Genomic DNA, 15,032 nt, shown 5'->3' on the forward strand with positions numbered 1-15,032 from the left:
GAACTTCGGACAGCGCCGTGCCGCGGTCCTGTTCGATTGCCTGGTGGGGTCTTGGGACTACTCCTCAGGGGCGGAAGGTGCGGCGGTAGGTGTCGGGTGGGACGCCGACGCTGCGGTGGAAGTGTCGGCGCAGGGTGGTGGCGGTGCCCATGCCAGTGGCCACGGCGATGGTGTCCACGGTGGCGTTGGTGGTCTCAAGCAGTTCCTGGGCGTGGCGGATGCGCTGGGTGTGGAGCCACTGCAGTGGCGTGGTCCCGGTGAGGTGCTTGAAGTGGCGGCCGAGGTTGCGTGAGCTCATGCGGGCCTGGCGGGCGAGATCCTCTACGGTGAGCGGCTGGTCCAGTCGCTCCAGCGCCCAGGGGAAGAGCTCGCCCAGAGGGTGGTTCCCCGGGGCGGGTACGGGGGTTGCGATGAACTGGGCCTGGCCGCCGTCGCGGTGCGGCGGGATGACGAGACGGCGGGCGATCTTGTTGGCGATGGCCGAGCCGTGGTCGAGGCGGACCAGATGCAGGCACAGGTCCATGGCGGCGGCCTTGCCCGCGGAGGTGAGAACGTCACCGTTGTCGACGTAGAGGACGTCTGGATCGACGGTGGCCGCTGGGTGGCGCCGGGCCAGTTCCCGCGTGTGGGCCCAGTGTGTGGTGGCGCGCCTGCCGTCGAGCAGTCCTGCCGCGCCCAGGACGAAGGCGCCCGTGCACAGTGAGGCCACGCGGGCGCCGGCCGTGTGGGCGGCGCGCACTGCCTCGACCAGCTCGGCGGGCGGTTCGCGATCCGTGTCGGCCCAGCCGGGGACGATCACCGTGTCCGCGTGCGCGAGGTGGTCGAGTCCGTGGTCGGGTTCCACACGGAGGCGGTCGAGGCGCACCGGACCGTTTCCACAGAGGGAGAAGTCGTACCAGGGGTCCAGGATGTGGGTCAGGTCGGCTCCGAAGACCTCGACAGCCACGGACAGTTCGTAGTGGAGCATGCCGTCGGTGACGGCCAGCGCGACAGCGGGCATGTCCGAAACTGTACGTGGCATGTCGTTTCCGACGCTCGTGCGGAGTGCTGCTGCGAGGACAGGATGAGGGTGTCAAGCCGCCGCGGATCGACATCGCAGCGGGTGTTCGAGTGCACGGGGAGCCATCTCATGGGGTCAGCTCAGCTGGTGACGGTGTTCGGCGCGTACGGTCACACCGGGCGGTTCGTGGTTGCGGAGCTGGCCGCGCGTGGGTTCGTCCCGGTGCCGTCCGGACGCAACGCGCAGGCTTTGGAGGAACTCGCCGGCGAGCACGGGCTGCAGGCCCGTGTGGCGTCGGTCGAGGACCCGGCCTCCCTGGACCGGGCCCTGGCGGGAACGGCGGCGGTCATCAACTGCGCCGGCCCCTTCGCTTCGACCGCCGGCCCCGTGATCGAGGCCGCGCTGCGCGCGGGGATCCCGTACCTGGACGTGGCCGCCGAACTCGAGGCAAACCTCGACACCTTCGCCCACTACTCCAAGCGGGCCCGGGACGCGGGAGCGGTGATCGTCCCGGCCATGGCCTTCTTCGGCGGTCTCGGCGACCTGCTGGCCACCACGGCGATGGGCGACTGGACCGAAGCCGACGAGGCACACATCGCCTACGCGCTCAGCAGCTGGCACCCCACCGCCGGCACCCGGCTCTCGGGCGCGGTCTCCCGCGAGCGGCGCGGCGCCAACCGCCTGCGCTACAGCGGCGGACGGTGGGAGCACCGTACCGACGCCGCACCCACCCTGGAGTGGAGCTTCCCGGATCCGATGGGACCCCGGCCGGTGATCGGAGAGTTCACGATGGCGGACGTCGTCACCGTCCCCCAGCACCTGTCCATCCCCGACGTGACCACCTACATGACCGCCGAGGCGGTCCGCGATGTCGCCGCCGCCCACACGCAAGCCCCGACCGCCGCCGACAAGAGCGGGCGCTCGGACCAGACCTTCCTCGTCGACGTGGTCGTGCGCTCGCACGGATCCGAACGCCGGGCCACGGCCAGCGGACGGGACATTTACGCCGTCACCGCGCCCCTTGTCACGGAGGCCCTCGAGCGCGTCCTGACCGGCCACATCAAGACCCCTGGCGTTGCCTCCGCCGGCGAGATCTTCGACGCCTCAGACTTCCTGCACGCCCTCGCCCCGCACATCGCATTCGACCTGCACCCGCAGAAGCAGGCCGCCTGACATCACTCATCCGGCCGACTGTCAGGGCACGCCCTCGGCGAGCCATGACGACATAGGCATCGGCATTCCCCGTTCGATTACCTCACCTTCCCGGGTGCTGTCCGAAGTGCTGAACAGCCGCTGCCCAAATTCGGTTTCTGGCACAGCTTTCGTGCAGTGGCCACGGTGAGTGACGGTTGAGCGTTCCCAAGCGACATGCGAAGTCGCCCGAAAATAGGCCGTGGTCCGTGCGACTGGGCTGACAGTCCGGGCCGTGGAAGAGGTCGTGCTCCGGCTGGAGAAGCTGCTGTTCCCGGCGATCGCGGACGTCGCGGTGCTGTCGGTGAACTCAGTGAGATCGACAAGCTCATTGCGGCCCGGTTTCGCGACCACGAACTCGCCGAAGTGCAGCTCCTGTGTGCCTAGCCGGTGTCGGCCGAGGAGGAGGCCCTGGGGTCCGAGCAGCACTGCCCCGACGCCGACGGCCGCATGGGCGATGGGTGGCTTCGCGACGCGGGGACGGGCGGTGATCCGGGCCGGCCGGTGGATCTGGGACAGTCGGTAGGAGGCGGGGTTGTTTTTCTCCGGCGCGTCGAGGACGGTGATGCCCTGCACGCGGAACCCGTAGTGCACGAGCAGGTCTTCCCACAACTCGGGTGTGAGCACCCACATGTGCACGGTTAGATCGTCGCCGTCGGCAAGGCGCAGGATCTCCGGGCGTGGGGTGACGGTCGAGGTGGGGCCATCGTCGGCGGAGTTGGTGTGCAGCACGGTGAAGTACAGCCGTCCGCCCGGTTTGACGGCGGTCGACAGGGCGGGCAGGAGCCGGTGCGGGTCGACGAAGTGGAAGGTGCTGAGGGAGTAGATCACGTCGTACGGGGCTGTCGTGCCCAGGTACTCGACAGCGTCGGCGTGCACCAGCCGCAGGTCTGGTACATCGGGGTAGCGGGCCCGCGCTCTCTCGATGTCCAGGACCCGCAGGCCCTCGATGTCCCCGAGGATGGCGTCCCCCGGCCCGTTTGCTGCAGGACCCCAGCTGATCCGGTCCACTTCCGGCAGGGGAGTAGCGCGCTCCAGGTGGTGCTTTCCATAGGTGTCCCAGGCGAGGCGGGTCTGATGCTCGATGTCCAACACGTCGACCTCCGTGCTGAGTTCAGGGGTGGAGTGCATAGCAGCGCAGCACGTCGAGATCGACGGTGCGTAGGACCGACCAGCCCGCGGTGAGGATCTCGGCCTCGGCGGGTGTGATCCCGAGGTTCCTGTACGGATCGTTCTCTTTGCGACGGTCGGCGAGTTCGGTGACGACCCAGAAGGTCCCGTCGGGCGCCAGGACCTGTCGGACGCGGTCGAGGAAGGTCGCCTTGTCGTCGATCCACCGATAGACCAGGCGGCAGGTGACGACCGCATACGCGGCATCCGGCAGGGCGCTGAGGTCATCGGAGACGAAGTCCATCAGATGCCAGGCCGGCCCGTCGCCCTGCTGAGTGTTACGGGCCGCGGCGATGGCGCTGGGCGCGAAGTCGATGCCAGTGGTGCGGTAACCGAGCTGGTGAAGGCGGCGTGCGAGAGAACCCTCGCCGGTGCCGATGTCGAGTGCCGGGCGTCCGTGGCCCGGTCCGACATGGTCGACCAGCAGCGCTGCCTCGGTGCTGGTGACCTCGCGATACCGTCGTCCGCCGACCCAGAGCGGCTCCCAGTAGTCTGCGGTGGCTGGCGCGGTCGCCACTCGGCCGCTTTGCGAACGGGCAAGACAGCAGGGCTCTTGGTCCTGGGCATTGGCAAGAGCTGCAGGCGCTGCTTCTCCGGCTTCCGGCCACGTTATGGGGGGTCGCAGGTGCTGGTGTCCTGGCCGAAGTCACAAGGTCCCCCCTTGACGGTTGTGTGGTTGCTCCTGCAGGTCAACGTGCCGGCCGGAATTTCGAACACCTGTGTTTCGGTCGTGTTGGCGACCCGGGGATTGAGTGCGCGCCGGAGCTTGCGGGTTGCATCGACCCTTGCGGCCCCTGGGCCAGTGACCGGAGTGGTGGTGGCCAAAACGCCGCGGGTGCTGTTGTTCAGGCGCCCGGGGATGGAGCGAGATCTGGCGGAAGCGGCCGAGTAGAGTGCCGGATCCAGGGAGCGGCGGTCGACGGCGGTTGTCAGGAGAAGCGGGGGATCGCAGGCGCGGTGTGAATCCGCAGCAAGGTGCTGGCCCTTGCGAGGTCTTCGGGAGTGTCGATCGCCGATCCTTCGTCCGCGACGCCGAGCATCCGCGCGTCGTGGCCATGTTCGATGAAGCGCAGCATCTCCACGCCTTCGGTTCGTTCCAGTGGCCCCTGGGGGAGATGCCGGAAGGTGTTGAGGGCCGTTCGGGTGAAGCCGTAGAGACCGAGCTGGGTCTTCGCCGGGGTTCAGCGGCAGTACCCGGGGACTGCCGGCTGCACTGAGAACTGTCGGATCGGGGTCTTCGCCGCCTACGTCTCCCAGCGCGGACGGGCACTGGTGGACCGGGAGTTGTATCCGCCGAAGTCCTGGACCGACGACCGGGACCGCTGCCGGGCGGCGAAAATACCCGACGCCCGCGAGTTCGCGACCAGGGGCGACCTCGCCAAGACCATGATCCAAAGGGCCCTGGCCTCACCACTGCCCATCGCCTGGGTGACCGCGGACTCGGCCTACGGCCAGGAATGGCGGCTGCGGCGGATGCTGGAGGAAGCTGGTGTCGGCTACGTCCTGGCTGTCCCGAAATCCCAGCCCGTCCCCGCGCTGGGTCGGATCGACCTTGTCATCGCCCAAGCGCCGGACGAAGCCTGGGAACGTCATTCCTGCGGCGACGGCGCGAAGGGGCGGCGCGTCTACGGCTGGGCCGCGGCGAAACTGTCGGCCATTCCCGACTTCGACGGCGATCAGCCCACGCACGACCGGTGGGTTCTGGCCCGCCGCAGACTCGCCGGCCCGGAAGAGATCGCCTACTACCTTGCCTGCGCGCCCGTCGGCACCGAGGTTTTCGAGCTCGCTCGGGTCGCCGGCAGCCGGTGGCGATCGAGGAGTGCTTCCAGGCCGCGAAGAACGAATGCGGCCTGGATCAGTACGAGGTCCGACGCTGTCCGGGCTGGTACCGGCACGTCACCCTCGCGACACACTTCCATCAGCGACCCACCACTACCGCCGGAACGTGTTTCACGACGAATCGGTGGTGCGCCGTCGGTCCGGTGCCGGTCGGCTCCCGGTGCCCGCGCATCGCCCGTGGTGACGGCGTCGGTGGTCCGGGCCGCCGGAGCGTGGTGTTGTGCTCTTAGGGCCTGCAGTTGAGATGCCGTCCAAGAGCACACCGGCCGCGCCGCTGCTTTGCGGGCGCCGCGGTGGGTGGGGCTTGGTCGACCGTTCGGACTGATGAGAGGAGCCACCGTGTCCGCTGCCGTTCATGCCCAGCCCTGCCCCGACTTCTTCCTGGAGCCCGTGGCCACCGCCCGGGTCCGCCGCCGTGTCGAGGAGCTCATGGGGACTTTTGTGCTGGTGTGTGGACACCGATCGGTTTTCGAAAGCCTGCGTCGCGGAACGGTTTCTGACCTCGGCGGTCGATGACGGCAGGGTGGCTTCTTCCCGTGCCCGGGCCGCCCTGGTGGAGGGGAGTGCCGGGATGACCTGCGAGAGCGACAGCCGTTTCGCGCAGGTCCTCGGCGACCTCGTGCCCGTTCTCGACGCCTGGCAGCTCATCGCCTTCGACATCGTCGACGCGGCGGATGAGCTGGTGGGCGCAGTCGCCTCCGCAGCCCGCGCGGGGGCTGCCTGATGCCCGCCCTGGGTGTGCGGCCTGGCCGGAGGTCTCCGGCCAGGCCTTTGCGCCTCACGGGGTGAGGTTCAGGCCGCCCAGGGCGCCATCGGGTACCAGATCAGCTCCCGGACGGCCAGGATCCGTACGTCCCAGTACAGGATCAGGAACACGCCCGCCGCCAGGAAGCCCGTCGCCATCAGAACCGACGCGCGGCTCGGTCGCCGCGCCGTCCACCGGTGCAGCCGCTCCCCGAACAGACCGGCCACCAGCAGGAACAGCACCGACATGACGGTGATGTTGCCGATCGACTGAAGACCGAACGCGGCCGCCCCGTACAGCGGGTTGTGGCTCTGGGCGGCGTCCCGGAACAGCTGGCGGAACAGCGGGAAGGGGCGGCCGATGAGGAAGGCGCCGATCAGGCCGCCCATGAAGTACATCGGCGCGCCCGGGAACCGCCGCGACAGCCGGGCCAGCGGATCACGCACCACTCCCAGCGCGGCCAGACCCAGATACGTCATCAGCAGGCCGATCAGCCCGTAGACCACCATCGCCTGCACCAGGCGTCCGGAGAATTGGCCGCCCTGGCTGTCGTCGAACTGCGGCATGCCCGTACCGGCGAGGGACACCACCGCCCCGTACACGGCGGACACGGTGACCGCACCGAGGGCGAGCCGGCTCAGCGGGCGCAGCGCGGCGGCCATCCTGCCCCGCCGGGTGGCGGCGGGGCCGCCGGTCAGCGGCGCCACCGCGCTGAAGACGGCCACGTTGCACGCGGTGAACGTGCCCGCGACCCCGGTGGCCAGCGCGAACGCCAGCCCCGCCAGCGCACCCGCGATCGGCGTGCCCTTGGCGGCATGGCCGAGCAGGGTGTCCGCGACGTTGTCACCGATGGTCCGGTCCACGAACTGCGCGGACCACACCACCGTCAGGGCGAAACCGAAGAGCGCGGCGACCACGCCGACCAGCGCACGGCGGCGCGGCGCATGGCCGTTGAAGAAGAACGAGGACGACGCCGGACCGCTGTCCGCGGCCCGTCGTGCTCGGGAGGGGGACGGGGCAGGCCGCTGTGCTGACTGCGCCATGACATGTCGCCTTTCGAAAGGGGGTGGGAGCTCGAACGTCAAACTAGGCCCGCACGCAGTCGCGGTGACGGTCCGAAACCGCAGGCGAGCACGGCGGAAGAAGGGCCCGCACATACTTCGTGAAGTCGCCCCCGCCCCGCCCCGCACCGTCCTTCCGTGACTCCACCGTCACCGCGGCGGCGGCTCCTCGTCCCCTGAACCGCCCCCCAACCGCCGCCCGCCGGGGTTTCCGGCCACAGCGCAAGCGGCCGGTCTGCGCCCGGCACGCCGTCCGTCGCGTCCACGGGCGGCACTTCACCGTCCTGCAGCACCCCGTCGAAGTCCCTCCACATCCGCGCCCAGGCCGCGACCGCCCGGATCCGCTCTTGCCTGTCGGCACCCGCACCGGCCGCGTTGCTCTTCCCGGCCACGGCGATCAGCCCCGGGCTTCCGTGATCGGACACCCTCCCGCGGCCGGCTCCGCCGGCACCGGTGCCGGCACGAAGGCGTACCGCACCCCGGTCAGTTCCTCCGACAGGTCCCACAGCCGCATCGCGCGCCGCCGCATCGCGCGCCGCCCGGCTCGACCCCGCGGGCACCGGCGCCCCACGACTCCCGAACCGCCGGGCAGGCCCCAGATAGGCGCCGCCCTGCACGCCGGGGTCCGTGGCCGCCCGCAGCGACGGCAGCGCCGCCGCCTGCGGCGGCTGGGCCAGCCACCGCAGCGCTGCCGCGGCCACGGGCCGCAGCAGCGCTGGCGGGTCGCCGTGCCAGAGGCCGGTCGGTGACAGTCCCGGATGCGCGGCGAGCGAGGCGGTGGCCGCGCCCGCCGCGGCGAGCCGGTGCTGCAGCTCCCGCGCGAACAGCAGGTTCGCCAGCTTGGAGCGCCCGTACGCCGTCACAGAGCGCCGCCCGGCCGCGGCCCGCGCCCGCTTTCGGCTGAATCCGCCGAAGCCCGCCCGGTGTGCGAGGCTCGAGACCGTGACGATCCTGGAGCCGGGCACCGCGGTCATCAGGTCGAGCAGGAGCCCTGTCAGCGCGAAGTGGCCGAGGTGGTTCACGCCGAGATGGGCCTCGAAGCCGTCCTCGGTGCGCCGGTAGGGCGGGAACATCACCCCGGCGTTGTTGATCAGCAGGTCCAGACGTCCGTGCCGGCCACGTACCTCCTGCGCCGCCTCGCGCACGGAGGCGAGCGAGGCCAGGTCGAGCCGGACGACTTCCGTGCTGCCGCCGATGCGCGAGGCCGCGGCCCGGCCCCGCTCCACGCTGCGGCAGGCGAGTACCACATGCGCTCCGCGTGCCGCGAGGAACCGGGCCGTCCACAGGCCGATGCCGCCGGAGGCGCCGGTGACCAGGGTGGTCCTGCCGCTCTGATCGGGAATGTGTGCGGCAGACCAGGCCATGGTGCCCTCCTGAGGCAGACAGCGCGGACGGTGCCGGGGTCAGCGCGCGGTGCCGTACCCGTGGTTGACGATTCTTTTGGCCGTCACGTCGTAGAAGGACGGGTCGGACGGCACGGCGGTGGCGAGACCGCTCACGTACCGGTTGAACATGGCGAACGCGGCCGCGATCAGGACCGTGTCGTGGATGTGGGTGTCCGTCGCGCCTTCGGCGCGGGCCGCGGCGACCGCCTCGTCCGGCACGGGGGCCGCTTTCGCCTGCACCTCGCCCGCCACCCTCAGCAGCGCTCGCAGCAGCGGGGTGATCGGTGCCGCATCGACGTCGGTGAACACGGCCGCGACCAGCTCCGCACCGCCCTGAAGCTGCGCGGCGGCGAAAGCGCTGTGCGAACCGGCACAGAAGGCCGTACGGTTCAGGTGCGACACATAGGCGGCGATCAGCTCCCGCTCGCCCCTGCCGAGCGGCGAGGGGCCACTGCGCAGCAGCGTCTCGGCGAGCTCCGACAGCACCACGGCGGTGTCCGGGCGCTGGGCGAACAGTCCGCGGATGCCGGGAAGGCCGTTCGTGATCTCGATGTGGGGCACCAGTACGTCCTTCTCCATGGGCAACAGGCGGCCGCTTCATGGTCCAAACCCGCAGCCCGTACGGCCAACTCCCAGAGTGCGGAAATTACTTGGAGCCGAAGCGAGGCCCGCACGGGAGGCCGCCGACGACCGGCGGAGCCGTCGCAGAGGCCGCCCGCACCAGCACCCCGGGCCGCCGCACCACCTGACGCGAGCTTTTGGGTGAGATCGCCTGCCGCCGGCGGCGCGAGGACCCCGCCGAGATGCCGGCATGCGCCGCCGGTGGAAGACCGCCGGCAGGCAGGCCCGCCGCGGCGGACCACGCCGCACAACGCAGCACCGCACGAACGAAGTTGGCCGCCCCGCCCGCGCCTGCCCACGATAAGGGGCCCGCACCCCACGCAGCGAAGGACGCTCCTGTGCCGCACATCGAGATCGCCAGCGACCTCCCGGGCATCAGGGGACTGATGACCGACCGCCCCGACACGGCCATCCCCCTCAACGCCCTCGCCGACGCCCTGCTGCGCGGCCCCTCACCCCTCACCCGCGGCGAACGCGAACTCATCGCCGCCCACGTCTCCGAGCTGAACGCCACCCGTTTCTGCGCCGACACCCACGGCGCGGCCGCGGCCGCCCAACTCGACGGGGGCATCGACCTGGTCAAGGCCGTCCAGCACGACCCGGACACCGCCCCCCTCACCCCGCTGATCCGAGCCCTGCTGCGCATCGCCGCCGAGATCCAGGTCCAGGCGGCCCCCCTCCGCGACGAGACCGTCGCCGCCGCCCGCGCCGCCGGCGCCACCGACACCCACATCCACGACACCGTGCTCATCGCGGCCGCCTTCTGCATGTACAACCGCTACGTCAGCGGCCTGGCCACCGCACAACCCACCGAGCCCGGCTACTACGAGGAGGCGGGCAGGCGGATCACCGCGCACGGCTACGCCGCCGCCGTCTGAAGGAGCAACGGCCCCTCACGCCAACCGCACCGGGCGCACCGGGCGCACCGCCGCGCGGTCGCCGCCACCGTCGCCGGCAACTTCATCGAGTCCTTCGACCGGCTCGGCTACGGCCTGTTCGCGCCCCTGTTCGCCACCCGCTTCCTCCCCTGCGGCGACTCCCTCACCTCCCTCCTCGGCGTCCTCGCCGTCCTCGGAGTCGGTGCCCTCGTGCGGCCGATCGACGGCATCCTGCTCGGCCGCCACGCCGACCGGCACGGCCGCAGGCCCGCCCTCATGCTCGCCGTCTCCCTGATGGCAGGCGGCTGACTACCGATCGCCCTCACACCTTCCTACGCGCACATCGGCCTGCTCGCCCCCCTCCTGCTCCTGTTCGCCCGCACGGCACAGGGCATCTCCCACGGCGGCGAACGGCCCGCCGCCACCGCCTACCTGATGGAAGCGGCCCCCCGCCACCGCAAAGCCACCTAAGGCAGCCTGTTCTCCCTCTCCACCTGCGCGGGAGCCTTCACCGCCTCCCTCCTCGGCGGCGCCCTGACCACCGCCCTCGGCCCCGGCCCCACGGCCTCCTGGGGCTGGCGCGTGCCGCTCCCGACCGGCGGCCCCCTCGGCCTGGTCCTGCTCGTCCCGCGCACCGGGCTCGCCGAGACCGAGATCTACCAGCGCGAGGTCCGCCCCCGCCGCGGCCGCGGCTGCCTGCGGCAACTGCTCCGCGCCCACTGGCGCAACCTCCTGACCGCCCCCCCGTTCGTGACCGGCACCGGCACCGGCACCGGCACCGTCGGGGGTACACGGACCGCGGTCGTGCCCGCCCCCGGCGGGCGCCTCGCTGCGCGCGGCACCATGATGTGGGTCGTGGCCACCGCCACCGCAACGATGATGACGCTGAACGTGCCCCTCGGCCTGCTCGCCGACAAGATCGGCGCCGCCCGGCTGCTCGGCGCCGCCGGCGTCCTCTTCGCGGTCACCGGCCCGGTGTCGTACCTCACGATGACCGGCACCTCCGCCAGCCTGCTGTTCACCTACGGCTCCGAAGTGGCCTACCTCGTCTGCGCCACCACCGTGCTGCCCAAGCTGCTCCCCGACATCCTCCCCCCCGCAGGTCCGCGCCCTGGGCGTCGGCCTGCCCAACGCCGTACTCGGCGGCATGATGACCGCCGTCCTCATGTCCGTTCCGGCGCCACTGCTCGCCCGCCGCCGAGCGTCACACACTGCGACCCGCGGTCCCGAGCAGGCCCTCGCCGCCTGGAGCGCCGGCTTCTCACGGGGAGGAGCCGGCGACACCGCAGACGAACTCCGTCCGGGCCGCCACCCCGATTCGCTTGACCGTGGCCACCAGATGCCGGGGGCCCGGCGCGATCCGCGGGCCGCCCCGGCAACTCGCGCCACCACGCGGGCACACGGCCGGAATCCGAGGGCCGGCGCACACCACGTCGAACCGCGTCGCAGGCTCGTGCTCCGCCTCCCGCCGACCCGTGCGGCCGAGCGGGACGGCCGGAGAAGAACCCCGTCGTCGCGCGCTTCGGGGGCAGCTCGCAGACGTCCGCGCCACCGCGCGCGGACACCGAAGGCACGACAACATACGGGGAGAACAGGGGGACGGCGGCGGTGCGCCGTGTCCCCCCTCGCCCCCACCACAGCGCGCCATCCGCCGCAGAGCCACCGATCGCCGGCAACCCTCGTCCGCCGGCCCTTTGTCCACGGTATGGCCGAAGGCTCCCGGCAGCCCCCGCCCCGCCGGGAGGCCCACGGGACATCCGCTCCTGCCCGACGTCAGACAGCGGTCCGCGGCAGATATCCCTGGCTCATCAGCGCCGCCCCGATTCTGTCGTACACCGCCGGAGGCTCCGGCGGTGTACGCCGCCCGCTCCTCCCACCGTGCCCTCATCGAAGCCCGCGACAACCGCGCGGGGTCACACGAATCCACCCGCCCCACGAGGCTGGCACGATGGCCGTATGACCAGACCACACCCCAGCGGATCCTTCCTCTCCCTCGGGTCGAAGGACTCGGTCCTGTCCATCGGCTCCGTGGGATCCGTCCTGTCCGTCGGCTCCGTGGGATCCGTCCTGTCCGTCGGATCGGTCGGCTCCGTCCTGTCCGCCGGGGCCATCGGCTCCGCCCTCTCCCTGCTCTCCACCGCCTCCTGGCTCAGCACCGGCTCACTGCTCTCCGCCCAGTCCCGCTGGTCCGTCCTCTCCTGGCGCTCCCGGCACGGCTTCATGGCGGTGGCAGCGGGTGCCGCTCAGGTGACCCGCACCAGGAGGCGGCGGTTGCGGGCAGTTTCTCCGTGGGGGTGGCGCCTTCTTCGATCTTCTGGCGGAACGTCATGACGGTGTGTGAGGAGGCGGTGGGGTGGCAGTGGGCGGCCGGCGCAACGGCCTCACCGGCCGCGAGGCGCCGGCGGGAGTGCGGCGGGCCGTGGCGCACGGCGGTGCGTACGTTGCCCGGCAGGCGGCGGACGAGATGCGGCGCTACCGGGAGCCGGCCTTCGTCCCGCACGGGGAGGCCGCCAAGAGCGCTCTCGATGCGGAGGCCGGCCCATGCGCCGGCGTGCCGGCCCGGCACGGAGCGGCCGGGCTTTTCAACTCCTCGCCCCCGGCACCCGGTGGGCCGACGCCGACGTGCCCGTCGGGAGCCGGTCCCGGATCGCGCTGCCCGTGCCCCTGGCGGTCACCGTGCCGTCACTCGTCGCGCCTCGGCGGTCCGCGGCTTCTGCGTCCCACCCCGCCGCCGGGTCGTCGAACGAACCGTCGGCCTGCTCGTGCATCACCGTCGCCTGACCCGCGGCTACGAGACCCGCTCCCACCGCTCAGCCGCCGTGATCCGGCTGTTCCGCGCGGGTGTCCCGGCAGGCTCGGCCATCGGTTCGGCGTCGATGAGTTCCGGGCTTCCCGGAGGTCTTCGTGTGCATGGAGTCCATAGAGTTCCACCTGGGGCCGCTTCCGTCTGGTGCGGGGGTGTTCCTGACCGACCAGCTGGCCGCGCTCCTGACCGCCTGGCCTGACGCGGCGGTCGTTGTCTGCGACGTGTCCGCCGTGGATCAGCCGCGAGCGGCCGACCTCGACCACCTTGCCCGGTTGCGGCTGACCGCCCAGCGCGCCGGCCGGGCCCTCGTTCTCCGGGGTGTCGGGCCACGGCTGCGGCTGCTGCTGGCGTTGACCGGTCTGGGCGAGGTGTTCGGCGCCGAGGCCGGCGGACTGTCAGCTCCTGACGGTGTGGGTGGTCAGCCGCCTGGGAAGCCGTCATAGCGGCAGCGCCCGCTGGGTATCCGCCGGTGTGGAGCCCTCAGGCCCGGGCATGGGAGCGTCGGCGTGCCTTCGGAGCCGGCCGTCCTGCGCGCAGGGGCAAAGAGGTGGATTCCGACAGCCGTGGCGGCCGATGCGTGGGGCCGTGGCCCCACAGGTGCCGGGGGTGTCGGGGCTTGGGTGGCCGGTTCTCGGCGTCTCCCTTGTACGGGCGGTACGCCGAGGTGATCAGAACGGTGTCGTGGATCTCCGTGTCGGTGGCGACGGCGCCGCGGACGGTTTTCAGGTCTGGTTCTTCGCCCTGCCGTCCGCGGTGTTGGACGGTGTCGGCGCGGGCGAGGTGTTCTGCGAGTTGCTGCGAGAGGGGGGCGGACGTGGTGGTGCGGATCTCGCCGGCCCGGGCCGTTTCCCGGGGCGGTCGCAGCGCCGCGGGTGTGGCGTGCGCGTTCGTGGTGGTGGGGGGCGGCCTGTGAAGGGGATGGACGGGGGATGCACGGGCGTCGGTCAGTTCAGGCTCGCCGTGGCTGAGGGCGTGGGGTTCGAGCGGTGGAACTGTGGTCCGCTCCCCGGAGGGCTGCCTCGTCTCCGGTCGTGAGGCGCAGAGCGCTGTGATGGCGGGTGAGCTGCTTGTGGGCGGTATGTGCGGCGCGTGTAGGGCACTTTGTGCGGGCTGAGGGTCCAGGGGGTCCCGAGGCGGGGTGGGTGTGCCTGCCGGGGGTGAGTTCAGTGCGGCCTGCTGAGGGGTTCTGCGGGGGAGGGGTCTTGCCCGGGCGGTGGGAGGTCGGGTGTATCGCCCGGGTCGTCGGCTGTGACTGTCTGGTAGATCTGGAACAGATGGCCGACCAGGTCGCGCACGGTCCAGCCCAGGCATGCGGGCACGGGAAGGTCCGCGTCCGCCGGGTGTTCCCGTGTGAGGCTGGTGATGTTGATTCGGGCGGTGCGGTAGGCGGATGTGGAGAGGGAGTCCGGTTGCTGGGCCTCGGTCATGGGGAGGGGCCCTTTCGGAGTCGGGAGGAATCGCAGGGGGGCGGTCTTCGGTTTTGCAGCCGGTGGTGGCCGCCGGACCGGCTCGCCGTTGCGCTGCCTGCGGGCCTCGCGCAGCCGGTGGATGGTGTCGCCGATCGTGTCCGGCCCGAGGCCGGGGGCGGCGTGCCGTCGCCCCTCGAGGCGCTCTCGGCCAGGGGCGTGGCGCACGTGCAGGTGCAGGTGCAGACCGCGCCGTACTCGGCGGGGATGTGCCGGGGGCGCGCCTGGTGCCCGGGTCCGCGCGCCGCGCGAGTGGCGGCAGCAACGGCCCGGAAGGGGAGACCGCGGTGGGTATGGGGGCCCGTGACATCGCGGACCCTGTGGAGGGGACCGGCGTTGTCGGGCAGTGTTTCGGGCCGGAGTGCTGCTCTGTGGCCTTGCCGGGGTCGTGAGGGGCGGGGCGTGGGACTCGGCGGTGTCCCGGACCTCGCCGATAGGGAAGCCGCCGCGCCGCCGCAGCGGCAGCAGCCTTTGTGGCTCGTTGCGCAGGCGTGTGTTCTGGTCGCCGTCGAGGGGCGTGGAGCCCGAGCAGAGCAGGCGGGCAGTTGATCACCGTCGCGGAGTCCGCCTCCTGGGGGCGTCGCGCGGTCGTCTCTGCGGCTGCTGTGGTGGCCGGGCAGGTCCTCCGGGGGGTGCCGACCGGAGTCGTCTTGTAAGGGGTTCTCAGGCCGGAAGCCTGGCGTGCACGGTGGGGGCGTGGACGATGCGGGGGCGGCCTCGAGGACCGGCTCTGTGCCCCGTGTGCCGGTCCCGCGCATCCCGCCGCGCCCCCTGGTGCCGGTTGGGTAGACCGGCGCAGCGGGCAGGACCGCGTCCGTGTCCTCGGCGGCCCCGGCCACGGCGGCCGCGTCGGTGACGTCACCCGCCACC

At 71.8% G+C, this 15,032-nt stretch carries 15 protein-coding genes and 1 pseudogene; 7 read left to right on the plus strand and 9 right to left on the minus strand.

Annotated features, from left to right (window positions below):
- Positions 1-64: 64 nt before the first annotated feature.
- Positions 65-1,000: a helix-turn-helix domain-containing protein gene (locus ACIQ9G_RS30355; RefSeq protein WP_403615827.1), complete on the minus strand. Its 936-nt coding sequence runs from the start codon at positions 998-1,000 to the stop codon at positions 65-67.
- Between the two features lie 129 nt (positions 1,001-1,129).
- Between ACIQ9G_RS30355 and ACIQ9G_RS30360 the strand changes: the two genes are divergently transcribed.
- On the plus strand, positions 1,130-2,173 hold the full coding sequence (locus ACIQ9G_RS30360; RefSeq protein WP_403615830.1) for a saccharopine dehydrogenase family protein: 1,044 nt from the start codon (positions 1,130-1,132) through the stop codon (positions 2,171-2,173).
- Positions 2,174-2,194: 21 nt separating this feature from the next.
- On the opposite strand, the gene ACIQ9G_RS30365 is transcribed toward ACIQ9G_RS30360, so the two are convergent.
- The 3 genes from ACIQ9G_RS30365 to ACIQ9G_RS30375 form a co-directional block, all read right to left on the minus strand.
- On the minus strand, positions 2,195-3,286 hold the full coding sequence (locus tag ACIQ9G_RS30365) for a class I SAM-dependent methyltransferase (protein WP_403615832.1): 1,092 nt from the start codon (positions 3,284-3,286) through the stop codon (positions 2,195-2,197).
- A 19-nt stretch (positions 3,287-3,305) separates the two neighbouring features.
- Complete coding sequence (locus ACIQ9G_RS30370; protein ID WP_403615835.1) at positions 3,306-3,878, minus strand: class I SAM-dependent methyltransferase; 573 nt, start codon at positions 3,876-3,878, stop codon at positions 3,306-3,308.
- Between the two features lie 412 nt (positions 3,879-4,290).
- Positions 4,291-4,443: a hypothetical protein gene (locus tag ACIQ9G_RS30375; protein ID WP_403615838.1), complete on the minus strand. Its 153-nt coding sequence runs from the start codon at positions 4,441-4,443 to the stop codon at positions 4,291-4,293.
- Between the two features lie 145 nt (positions 4,444-4,588).
- Between ACIQ9G_RS30375 and ACIQ9G_RS30380 the strand changes: the two genes are divergently transcribed.
- Together ACIQ9G_RS30380 and ACIQ9G_RS30385 are read left to right on the plus strand one after the other, a co-directional pair.
- A complete protein-coding gene (locus tag ACIQ9G_RS30380) occupies positions 4,589-5,443 on the plus strand; it encodes a transposase (protein ID WP_403615916.1) in 855 nt (284 codons plus the stop codon).
- A gap of 328 nt (positions 5,444-5,771) precedes the next feature.
- The gene (locus ACIQ9G_RS30385; protein ID WP_403615840.1) at positions 5,772-5,924 is read left to right on the plus strand and encodes a hypothetical protein; all 153 of its coding nucleotides are present in this window, start codon (positions 5,772-5,774) and stop codon (positions 5,922-5,924) included.
- Between the two features lie 68 nt (positions 5,925-5,992).
- On the opposite strand, the gene ACIQ9G_RS30390 is transcribed toward ACIQ9G_RS30385, so the two are convergent.
- The 3 genes and pseudogenes from ACIQ9G_RS30390 to ACIQ9G_RS30400 form a co-directional block, all read right to left on the minus strand.
- Positions 5,993-6,988, minus strand: coding sequence for a hypothetical protein (locus tag ACIQ9G_RS30390; protein WP_403615842.1), 996 nt, complete (start codon positions 6,986-6,988; stop codon positions 5,993-5,995).
- Positions 6,989-7,403: 415 nt separating this feature from the next.
- Positions 7,404-8,370: pseudogene (locus tag ACIQ9G_RS30395) on the minus strand (oxidoreductase).
- Positions 8,371-8,409: 39 nt separating this feature from the next.
- Positions 8,410-8,952: a carboxymuconolactone decarboxylase family protein gene (locus ACIQ9G_RS30400; protein WP_403615919.1), complete on the minus strand. Its 543-nt coding sequence runs from the start codon at positions 8,950-8,952 to the stop codon at positions 8,410-8,412.
- Between the two features lie 398 nt (positions 8,953-9,350).
- On the opposite strand from ACIQ9G_RS30400, the gene ACIQ9G_RS30405 reads away from it, so the two are divergent.
- Positions 9,351-9,890, plus strand: coding sequence for a carboxymuconolactone decarboxylase family protein (locus ACIQ9G_RS30405; protein WP_403615845.1), 540 nt, complete (start codon positions 9,351-9,353; stop codon positions 9,888-9,890).
- Positions 9,891-9,905: 15 nt separating this feature from the next.
- Here the strand turns inward: ACIQ9G_RS30405 and ACIQ9G_RS30410 are convergent, their stop codons facing one another.
- A complete protein-coding gene (locus ACIQ9G_RS30410; RefSeq protein WP_403615847.1) occupies positions 9,906-10,136 on the minus strand; it encodes a hypothetical protein in 231 nt (76 codons plus the stop codon).
- A gap of 336 nt (positions 10,137-10,472) precedes the next feature.
- Here ACIQ9G_RS30410 and ACIQ9G_RS30415 point away from each other — a divergent pair, with 336 nt between their 5' ends.
- The 3 genes from ACIQ9G_RS30415 (at position 10,473) to ACIQ9G_RS30425 (ending at position 13,139) form a co-directional block, all read left to right on the plus strand.
- Positions 10,473-11,216 (plus strand): hypothetical protein, encoded by a 744-nt coding sequence (locus tag ACIQ9G_RS30415; RefSeq protein WP_403615849.1) that lies wholly within the window; start codon positions 10,473-10,475, stop codon positions 11,214-11,216.
- A 630-nt stretch (positions 11,217-11,846) separates the two neighbouring features.
- Positions 11,847-12,221 carry a hypothetical protein gene (locus ACIQ9G_RS30420; protein ID WP_403615851.1) on the plus strand — a complete coding sequence of 125 codons (375 nt, stop codon included), beginning with the start codon at positions 11,847-11,849 and terminating at the stop codon, positions 12,219-12,221.
- A gap of 627 nt (positions 12,222-12,848) precedes the next feature.
- Positions 12,849-13,139 (plus strand): STAS domain-containing protein, encoded by a 291-nt coding sequence (locus ACIQ9G_RS30425; RefSeq protein ID WP_403615853.1) that lies wholly within the window; start codon positions 12,849-12,851, stop codon positions 13,137-13,139.
- A 720-nt stretch (positions 13,140-13,859) separates the two neighbouring features.
- Here ACIQ9G_RS30425 and ACIQ9G_RS30430 read toward each other — a convergent pair.
- Positions 13,860-14,123, minus strand: coding sequence for a maleylpyruvate isomerase N-terminal domain-containing protein (locus ACIQ9G_RS30430; protein ID WP_403615855.1), 264 nt, complete (start codon positions 14,121-14,123; stop codon positions 13,860-13,862).
- Positions 14,124-15,032 lie beyond the last annotated feature (909 nt).

The organism is Streptomyces sp. NPDC096152 (genome assembly GCF_044763235.1).
Lineage (GTDB): Bacteria > Actinomycetota > Actinomycetes > Streptomycetales > Streptomycetaceae > Streptomyces.

Bases quoted from the DNA above. Each gene is read 5' to 3' on its own strand.
- ACIQ9G_RS30360 (WP_403615830.1), top strand. From the start codon at position 1,130: ATGGGGTCAGCTCAGCTGGTGACGGTGTTCGGCGCGTACGGTCACACC.
- ACIQ9G_RS30355 (WP_403615827.1), bottom strand. From the start codon at position 1,000: ATGCCCGCTGTCGCGCTGGCCGTCACCGACGGCATGCTCCACTACGAA.
- ACIQ9G_RS30385 (WP_403615840.1), top strand. From the start codon at position 5,772: ATGACCTGCGAGAGCGACAGCCGTTTCGCGCAGGTCCTCGGCGACCTC.
- ACIQ9G_RS30390 (WP_403615842.1), bottom strand. From the start codon at position 6,988: ATGGCGCAGTCAGCACAGCGGCCTGCCCCGTCCCCCTCCCGAGCACGA.
- ACIQ9G_RS30430 (WP_403615855.1), bottom strand. From the start codon at position 14,123: ATGACCGAGGCCCAGCAACCGGACTCCCTCTCCACATCCGCCTACCGC.
- ACIQ9G_RS30420 (WP_403615851.1), top strand. From the start codon at position 11,847: ATGACCAGACCACACCCCAGCGGATCCTTCCTCTCCCTCGGGTCGAAG.